The organism is Pantoea sp. CTOTU49201 (assembly GCF_032054795.1).
Lineage (GTDB): Bacteria > Pseudomonadota > Gammaproteobacteria > Enterobacterales > Enterobacteriaceae > Pantoea > Pantoea symbiotica.
Map to the genome: position 1 here is coordinate 1 of NZ_DAMBSA010000219.1, position 7,845 is coordinate 7,845.

6 protein-coding genes are annotated in these 7,845 nt (G+C 58.7%); 4 read left to right on the forward strand and 2 right to left on the reverse strand.

Translation table 11 applies throughout. The features are described 5' to 3' along the window. Positions 1-18: 18 nt before the first annotated feature. Positions 19-939 carry a LysR family transcriptional regulator gene (locus RTY00_RS15265; protein ID WP_154192400.1) on the reverse strand — a complete coding sequence of 307 codons (921 nt, stop codon included), beginning with the start codon at positions 937-939 and terminating at the stop codon, positions 19-21. A 110-nt stretch (positions 940-1,049) separates the two neighbouring features. On the opposite strand from RTY00_RS15265, the gene lysA reads away from it, so the two are divergent. Next, on the forward strand, positions 1,050-2,303 hold the full coding sequence (lysA, locus tag RTY00_RS15270) for a diaminopimelate decarboxylase (protein ID WP_312665016.1): 1,254 nt from the start codon (positions 1,050-1,052) through the stop codon (positions 2,301-2,303). Beyond that, positions 2,303-2,752, forward strand: coding sequence for a GNAT family N-acetyltransferase (locus tag RTY00_RS15275; RefSeq protein WP_154192399.1), 450 nt, complete (start codon positions 2,303-2,305; stop codon positions 2,750-2,752). Before lysA ends, RTY00_RS15275 begins: the two co-directional genes overlap by 1 nt. Positions 2,753-2,795: 43 nt before the next feature. On the opposite strand, the gene galR is transcribed toward RTY00_RS15275, so the two are convergent. Then, positions 2,796-3,797 (reverse strand): HTH-type transcriptional regulator GalR, encoded by a 1,002-nt coding sequence (gene galR / locus RTY00_RS15280; RefSeq protein WP_036649453.1) that lies wholly within the window; start codon positions 3,795-3,797, stop codon positions 2,796-2,798. Positions 3,798-3,994: 197 nt separating this feature from the next. Here galR and RTY00_RS15285 point away from each other — a divergent pair, with 197 nt between their 5' ends. After that, a complete protein-coding gene (locus RTY00_RS15285) occupies positions 3,995-6,256 on the forward strand; it encodes a molybdopterin-dependent oxidoreductase (RefSeq protein ID WP_312665017.1) in 2,262 nt (753 codons plus the stop codon). A gap of 269 nt (positions 6,257-6,525) precedes the next feature. Further along, the coding region (locus RTY00_RS15290; RefSeq protein ID WP_312665018.1) for a penicillin-binding transpeptidase domain-containing protein at positions 6,526-7,845 on the forward strand (1,320 nt) is incomplete at its 3' end.

Sequence of the window (7,845 nt, forward strand, 5' to 3'; positions counted from 1 at the left end):
GGGCGAAGCGGTCAACGCTTAAGCCAGCCGCTCGGCAATACGTTGTGGAAACGCGGCCACTTGCTGTTGCAGGTGGTCGCAGAAGTGATCAACCAGCGCTGAGGCCGGTCGATGCTGCGGCCGCACCAGACTGACGGTGAAGGGCACGGCAATACTGAAGCGACGCATCACCACACCGCTGTCGGCGTAATCCAGCGCCGTCAGCGGATTCACAATTGAAATCCCCACGCCTGCACGCACCATCGCGCACACCGACGCCGCGCTGTGCGTCTCCAGCACCAAACGACGCTCCACATTCTGCTCATGAAACAGCGAGTCCAGCAGCTGACGATAGCTATCGCTACGCGACAGGCTGACGTAGTTTTCACCGTGGAAATCCTGTGGCGTCAGCACCTCGCGCTGACACAGCGGATGCTGTGGCGGCAGCACGCACACTTCATCACAGGTCAGCAGCGGCACACGTTCGGTGCCCGCTGGCGGGTGCTGGGTTTCGGTCAGGCCGAGATCATAACGCTGCGCCGACAGCCACTCTTCCAGCAGCGGCGATTCCTGCGGAATGATGTTCAGGCTGACCTGCGGATAGCGCTGCAAAAACGGTTGCAGCAGCGGCGGCAACAGCGACTGCGAAAACACCGGCAAGCAGGCGATCGACAATTCGCCCTGACGAAACTGACGCAATCCTTCGGCGGCATCCATGATGCGATCCAGTCCGTACCACGAGCGCTGCACCTCCTCGTACAGCCGCAAGCCTTGCACCGTTGGTTGCAAGCGACCACGTACGCGTTCGAACAGCTGCAGGCCGAGCTGCTGCTCCAGGCGCGCCAGCTCGCGGCTCACCGTCGGCTGCGAAGTGTGCAGCAGCGTGGCCGCCTGCGTCAGGTTGCCGCTGGTCATCACCGCGTGAAAAATTTCGATATGTCGCCAGTTAATTTTTGCCATCGTCTCCTCCGCTCAACCCATATCATATTTGTATAGATGTCGCTAAAACAGATATTTTTCTGAATTGATGCGCTGTGGCTAAATAGCCTCAATGACACAGGAGAATTGACATGCCACGCCCACTCAACAACAGCGAAACCGCGTTAACTGCCGCCAACTTACTGCCGCTGGCGCAGCGTTATTCTGGCCCATTCTGGGCGTACGATGCCGCAATTATTCAGCAGCGCATTGCGCAACTCGGCGCCTTTGACGTGGTGCGTTTTGCGCAGAAAGCCTGCTCCAATATTCACATTCTGCGTCTGATGCGCGCGGCGGGCGTCAAAGTCGATTCGGTGTCGCTGGGTGAAATCGAGCGTGCTATTGCCGCCGGTTATCAGCCGGGCGGCGAAGATATCGTTTTCACCGCCGATGTGTTCGATCAGCCAACGTTGACGCGCATCGCCGAGCTGAAAGTGCCGGTCAATGCCGGTTCGGTGGATATGCTGCATCAGCTGGGCGAACTGTCGCCGGGCCACGCGGTGTGGTTGCGCATCAATCCTGGCTTTGGTCACGGCCACAGCCAGAAAACCAACACCGGCGGTGAGAACAGCAAACACGGCATCTGGCACAGCGATCTGCCGCTGGCGCTGGCGGCGATTCAGCAGCACGGCCTGCGTCTGGTCGGCTTGCATATGCACATCGGTTCCGGCGTGGATTACGGCCATCTGCAGCAAGTGTGTGATGCGATGGTCGATCAGGTGGTGGCGTTTGGCCAGGACCTCGAGGCGATTTCTGCCGGCGGCGGTTTGTCGATTCCTTATCGTTTTGGCGAAGAAGCCATTGATACCCAGCACTATTACGGCTTGTGGAACGGTGCGCGTGAGCGTGTCGCCGCGCACCTCGGTCATGCGGTGAAACTGGAAATCGAGCCAGGTCGCTTCCTGGTTGCCGAATCGGGCGTGCTGGTGTCGCAGGTGCGCGCGGTAAAAGAGATGGGCAGCCGTCACTTTGTGCTGGTCGATGCCGGTTTCAGCGATTTGATGCGTCCGTCGATGTACGGCAGCTATCACCATATTTCTCTGCTGCCGGTCGATGGCCGCGCGCTGGGCGACGCCACTGTCGAGAGCGTGGTGGCCGGTCCGCTGTGTGAATCGGGCGATGTATTCACGCAGTTGGAAGGCGGCAAAGTGGAAACACGCACGCTGCCTGCGGCGCAGGTCGGCGATTATCTGGTGTTCCACGATACCGGCGCGTACGGCGCATCGATGTCGTCGAACTACAACAGCCGCCCGCTGATTCCGGAAGTGCTGTTCGAGAATGGCGCGCCGCGTGAAATTCGTCGTGCGCAGACCATTCAGGAGCTGCTGGCGCTGGAGCTGATCTGATGAAGATCGTCGCGCTCAGCGAGGTACCGCATCATGCCTCGCAGATCACCGATTGGCTGTGGCAGGCTTTTGGTGACGGTACGTCGCGTGAGTTTTACGACAGCATTGTGCGCAGCAGCCTCAACGGCGCCGACTTTCCGGTGACCTTTGTAGCGCTCGACGGCGATATACCGCTCGGCACGGTGGGATTCTGGCGCTGCGATTTGATCAGCCGTCAGGATCTCACGCCGTGGGTGGCGGCGCTGTTTGTCGAGGAGTCCGCGCGCGGCAAGGGATTGAGCGAAGCGCTGCAGCAGCATGTGATCGATTTCGCGCAGCAGCGCGGTCATGACAAGCTGTGGTTATGGTCAACGTTTGGCGGTTACTACGAACGTTTTGGCTGGCAGTATCAGTGTGACGCGCTGGAGTTCCCGGATGTGCGGGTGAAGGTGTACTCGCGAAGTTTGTAACCAGGTCGGCATGAATGCCGACCCTACGAAAGGCGGGTAGGGCTTAACCCGGCCCACTCACCGAATGCCGTCTTACCAGCGTCGGGCTAAACATATTGGTCACTTCCGGCATCTCGCTGCCATTGGCTAACGCCAGCGCCAGTTGCGCCGCCTGTTGCGCCATGGTGACAATCGGATAACGCACCGTCGTCAAACGCGGACGCACATAGCGCGACACCAGCACATCATCGAAGCCAATCAGCGACATCTCTTCCGGCACGCGAATGCCGTTATCACTCAGCACCGCCAGCGCGCCGGCGGCCATCGAATCGTTGTAGCAGGCCACCGCCGTGAACTGTTTGCCGCGTCCCATCAATTCGGTCATCGCCTGCTCGCCGCCCACTTCGTCCGGTTCGCCCCACGCCACCAAACGATCGTTACACGGCAAACCGTGCTCTTTCAGCGCGTCGTAATAGCCTTGCAGACGATCTTCAGCATCGGAAATGGTGTGAGTGGAGCAGATAAAGGCGATTTGCGTATGGCCTTGCTGAATCAGATGGCGCGTAGCCAGCCACGCGCCGTAGCGGTCATCCAGCGCGATGCAGCGATGTTCAAAGCCTTTCAGCAGTCGATTCAGCAGCACCATGCCAGGCACTTGCTTCATCAGCATTTCTAAATCGTCGTCGGGGATTTTCTTGGCGTGCACCACTAAAGCGGCGCAGCGATGACGCATCAGTTGCTCAATCGCCTGACGCTCTTTTTGCTCATTGTGGTAACCGTTACCAATCAGCAAAAAGTTGCCGGTCTGGCCCGCAACTTCATCTACCGCTTTGACCATCGCGCCAAAAAACGGGTCGGAAACATCGCCCACCACTAAACCCAGGGTTTCGGTGGATTGCTGCGCCAGGGCGCGTGCATTGGCGTTCGGGTGATACTGCAACTGCTCCATTGCCGCCGTGACGGCGAGGCGAGAACTCTCGCTGGCTTTGGGCGAATTATTGATGACGCGGGAGACGGTCGCAACCGACACCCCAGCCATACGGGCAACATCCTTAATGGTAGCCATGCGATTATCGACATCCGGGAAAACGTTTACACATGCCACCAGTGTTACGGAAAACCCACCCTGTAGCAACCCGGCAGAATGCCAGCGCTGTCGCAAAAGCACGGAAAATCAGGCGCTCACAGCCGTGCTTTAGCTCAATTACAGCCTCATGTTATGCTGCCAGACATCATTACACCTGCCTGCCGGACCCAAAAACCATGAAAACTCGCGTGCCACACCTGGCGCACTGGGGCGCATTCACTGCCGTCACTGAAAACGATCGCCTGATTGGCTGTGAACCCTTCTTCGCCGATGCCGATCCATCGCCGATGCTCAACACCATTCCTGAACTGGTCTATTCGGACAAGCGTATTCGCCAGCCGATGGTGCGCCGTTCATGGTTGAAGTCGCGCGAGAACAGCGATCGCACCTTACGCGGGCGGGAAGATTTCGTGGCGGTGGATTGGGATACCGCGCTGGATTTGGTGGCGGAAGAGAATCGCCGCGTGCGCGATCGCTACGGCGCATCCGGCATTTTCAACGGCTCATACGGCTGGTCATCTGCCGGGCGCGTCAATCACGCGCGCACACTGATTCGCCGCTTCTATTTTCAGGGCGGCGGCGGTGTCGACCAGCAAGGTAACTACAGCTGGGGCGCGGCGCAGTTCTTCCTGCCGTACGTGATTGGCACCTATATGCCGCTGACCGGTCGCGTGACCGATTGGCCGGAAGTGGTGCAGCACGCCGACATCTTTATCGCCTTCGGCGGCCTGGCGCTGAAAAACGGCCAGGTGGCGTCCGGCGGTGCGGGGCAGCACAGCCTGAAACCGGCGCTGGAGCAGCTTAGCGCTAAAGGCACGCCAATCATCAACATCAGCCCGATGCGCGATGACTGTCCGGCGTTCGTCAATGCCGAGTGGATTCCGATTCGCCCGAACACCGACGTGGCACTGATGCTGGCGCTGGGGTTTGAAATCACACAGCGTAACGCGCTGGATGAAAGCTTCCTCGCCAGCCACTGCACCGGCTGGCCGCAGCTGCGCGACTATCTGCTTGGTGAAAGCGATGGCATTGCTAAAACGCCTGCGTGGGCCAGCAACATTACCGGCATTCCGGCGGCGCGCATTGCCCTGCTGGCGCAGCAGCTGATGGGCAAACGCAGCTTTATTACCTGCTCCTATTCGGTTCAGCGCGCCCATCGCGGCGAGCAGCCGTACTGGATGATGATTGCGCTGTCATCGATGCTCGGTCAGCCGGGCTTGCCGGGCGGCGGGTTCTCCTTTGGTCACGGCTCGATGAACAGCGTCGGCAATCCGCGTCAGGACGGTCCGGCACCGATGATGAGCACCGGCCCGAATCCGGGCAATTTGTCGATTCCGGTGGCGCGCATCAGCGACATGCTGCTCAATCCCGGCCAGCCGTACGCATTCCAGGGTGAAACCCAGCACTATCCGGATATCCATTTGGTGCACTGGGCGGGCGGCAATCCGTTCCATCATCATCAGCAGCTCAATCGTCTGGTGGAAGGCTGGCAGCGCCCGGATACGGTGATTGTGCAGGATATCGTCTGGACGCCGGCGGCGCAGATGGCGGATATCGTGCTGCCCGCCACCACTACGCTGGAGCGCAACGACATCGGCGGATCGTCACGCGATCGTTTCGTGCTGGCAATGCATCAGGCGATTAAGCCGCAGCATCAGGCGCGTAACGATTTCGATATCTTCGCCGATATCGCCGATCGTCTGGGCTATCGTGATGTGTTCACCGAAGGGCGCAATGAGATGCAGTGGATTGAGCATCTGTATCAGCAGTGCGCAGTAGCGCATGCGCGCCGTGATATTCCCTTCCCGGAGTTCGGTGAGTTCTGGGAGCGCGGTTTTGTCGAGATCCCTGAAGGCGGCAAGCCGTTCGTGTTTATGGATGATTTCCGCGCCGATCCGATCAGCCATCCGATTCAAACCGCCAGCGGCAAGATTGAGCTGTTCTGCCAAACCATCGCCGATTATCAGCTGGACGATTTCGCCGGACATCCCGAGTGGCGCGAGCCGCAGGAGTGGCTGGGTGCGCTGCTCAGCGCCGAGTTCCCGCTGCATATGATCTCCATTCAGCCGTCAGATCGTCTGCACAGCCAGATGGATGCCACCGCCACGGTGCAAGGCAACAAAACCGCCGGACATGAGACGCTGTATATGCATCCGCAGGATGCGGCAACGCGTGATATTCAGGATGGCGATGAGATTGAGGTGAGCAACGCGCGTGGTCGCATGCTGGCCGGTGTGCGCCTGACCGACGGTTTAACGCCGGGCGTAGTGATCATCGCCACCGGTGCCTGGTTTGATCCCGGATTTGGCCGCGGCTGGCAGCCGTGGGATCGCGCTGGCAACCCGAATGTACTGACATTAGACATCGGTACCTCGTCGTTAACCCAGGGTCCTAACGCCATGAGTTGCCTGGTGGAAATCAAAAAACATCTGATGTGAATGGGCAACGAATAATCTCATCGCTGGTTACATTTTGCCGGTAACTGTTGCGTTTAGGAGATGGTTTCCCAGCGTGCCGCCTTGCTACAGTCAGGGTCCCAGAGGTATTGATGGGTGAACATCAAAAAGTTTTCTTGATTACACCGACCTGCGCAGATGCGCAGGTTTTTTTTTGCTTAACGAACTGAAACACAGTTTTCCTGTCAACTCGGTTTACGTTTCTTTATAACTGCTGGCATTAAGCCTGATTTTCATCGCAGCGGATTGCTATGCCTCCAATTAAAAAATTTCTGGGAAAAGACCAGATAAAAGCGCCCTTTAACCCGTTTCGTTTTCGCCTGATTTGCCTTGGCGTTTTCTGCTGTCTGGTGCTGTTGCTGATCTGCGTTGGTGACCTGCAGCTGATCAAGCATCCGATGCTGGAGCACGAAGCCGATCAGCGCTCGCTGCGTACCGTAACGCTGCCGACCAACCGCGGCACCTTGCTGGATCGCGACGGCCAGGCGTTAGCGCTTAGCGTTCCGGCGCGTGACATCATCGCCGATCCAATGCGCGTGCTGGAGGCGAATCCCGATTTCACCAGCGCCAAATGGGCGTATCTGGCGGCGGCGCTCAATCAGCGTCCGGAAGATCTACGTGCGGCCATCACCGCTAACCCGAAAAAACGCTTCCTCTATCTGGGCCGCAAAATCGAACTTGGCATCGCTAAAGATATCGCCGAGCTGAAACTGAAAGGCATCAGTTCGGTGTACAACGACAGCCGTTTCTATCCGATGAGTGAAGCGGCCGCGCCGCTGATTGGTATCGTGGGAGCCGACAGCAACGGCCTGAACGGCATCGAGAAGGGCTTCGACCATGTGCTGCAGGGCGATCCCGGCAAAGAGGTTTATCGTCAGGATGGCGAAGGCAACATCATTGCGATGATCGATTACCAGCCGCCACAGCAGCCGCCAACCGTGCAGCTCAGCATCGACAAGTTCGACCAATTCACGCTTTACAGCAAACTGCGCGACGGCGTACTGCTTAACAAAGCGGATTCGGGCGCGGCGGTATTGGTGAAAATCGATACCGGCGAAATTCTGGCGATGGCTTCTTATCCGTCGTTCAACCCGAACAACTACGAAAACGCCACGCCGGCGCAGATGCGTAACTCGGCGATCAACGACAGCTACGAACCCGGCTCCACGGTGAAACCGTTGGTGGTGATGGAAGGGCTGGAGCGCCATCTGGTGCGCGCCGACTCGGTGATCGATACCACGCCGTACAGCGTCAACGGCCACCTGATCCGCGATGTTGGTCACTGGCCGCGCCTCACCATGACCGGCATCCTGCAGAAATCGAGTGACATCGGCGTCTCGCACATTGCGCTGGCGATGCCCGCTGAAGCGCTGGTGAATACTTATCAGGCGTTTGGTCTGGGTAAACCTACCGGGCTGGGATTGACCGGCGAGAGCGTGGGTTACTTCCCGCTGCACCGCGAGCGCTGGGCTGATATCGAACGTGCCACCTTCGCCTTTGGCTACGGCTTGCGCGTTACGCCGCTGCAGATTGCGCGTGAATACGCCACGCTCGGTTCGTACGGCGTCTAT

Bases quoted from the DNA above. Each gene is read 5' to 3' on its own strand.
- RTY00_RS15265 (WP_154192400.1), bottom strand. From the start codon at position 939: ATGGCAAAAATTAACTGGCGACATATCGAAATTTTTCACGCGGTGATG.
- lysA (WP_312665016.1), top strand. From the start codon at position 1,050: ATGCCACGCCCACTCAACAACAGCGAAACCGCGTTAACTGCCGCCAAC.
- RTY00_RS15275 (WP_154192399.1), top strand. From the start codon at position 2,303: ATGAAGATCGTCGCGCTCAGCGAGGTACCGCATCATGCCTCGCAGATC.
- galR (WP_036649453.1), bottom strand. From the start codon at position 3,797: ATGGCTACCATTAAGGATGTTGCCCGTATGGCTGGGGTGTCGGTTGCG.
- RTY00_RS15285 (WP_312665017.1), top strand. From the start codon at position 3,995: ATGAAAACTCGCGTGCCACACCTGGCGCACTGGGGCGCATTCACTGCC.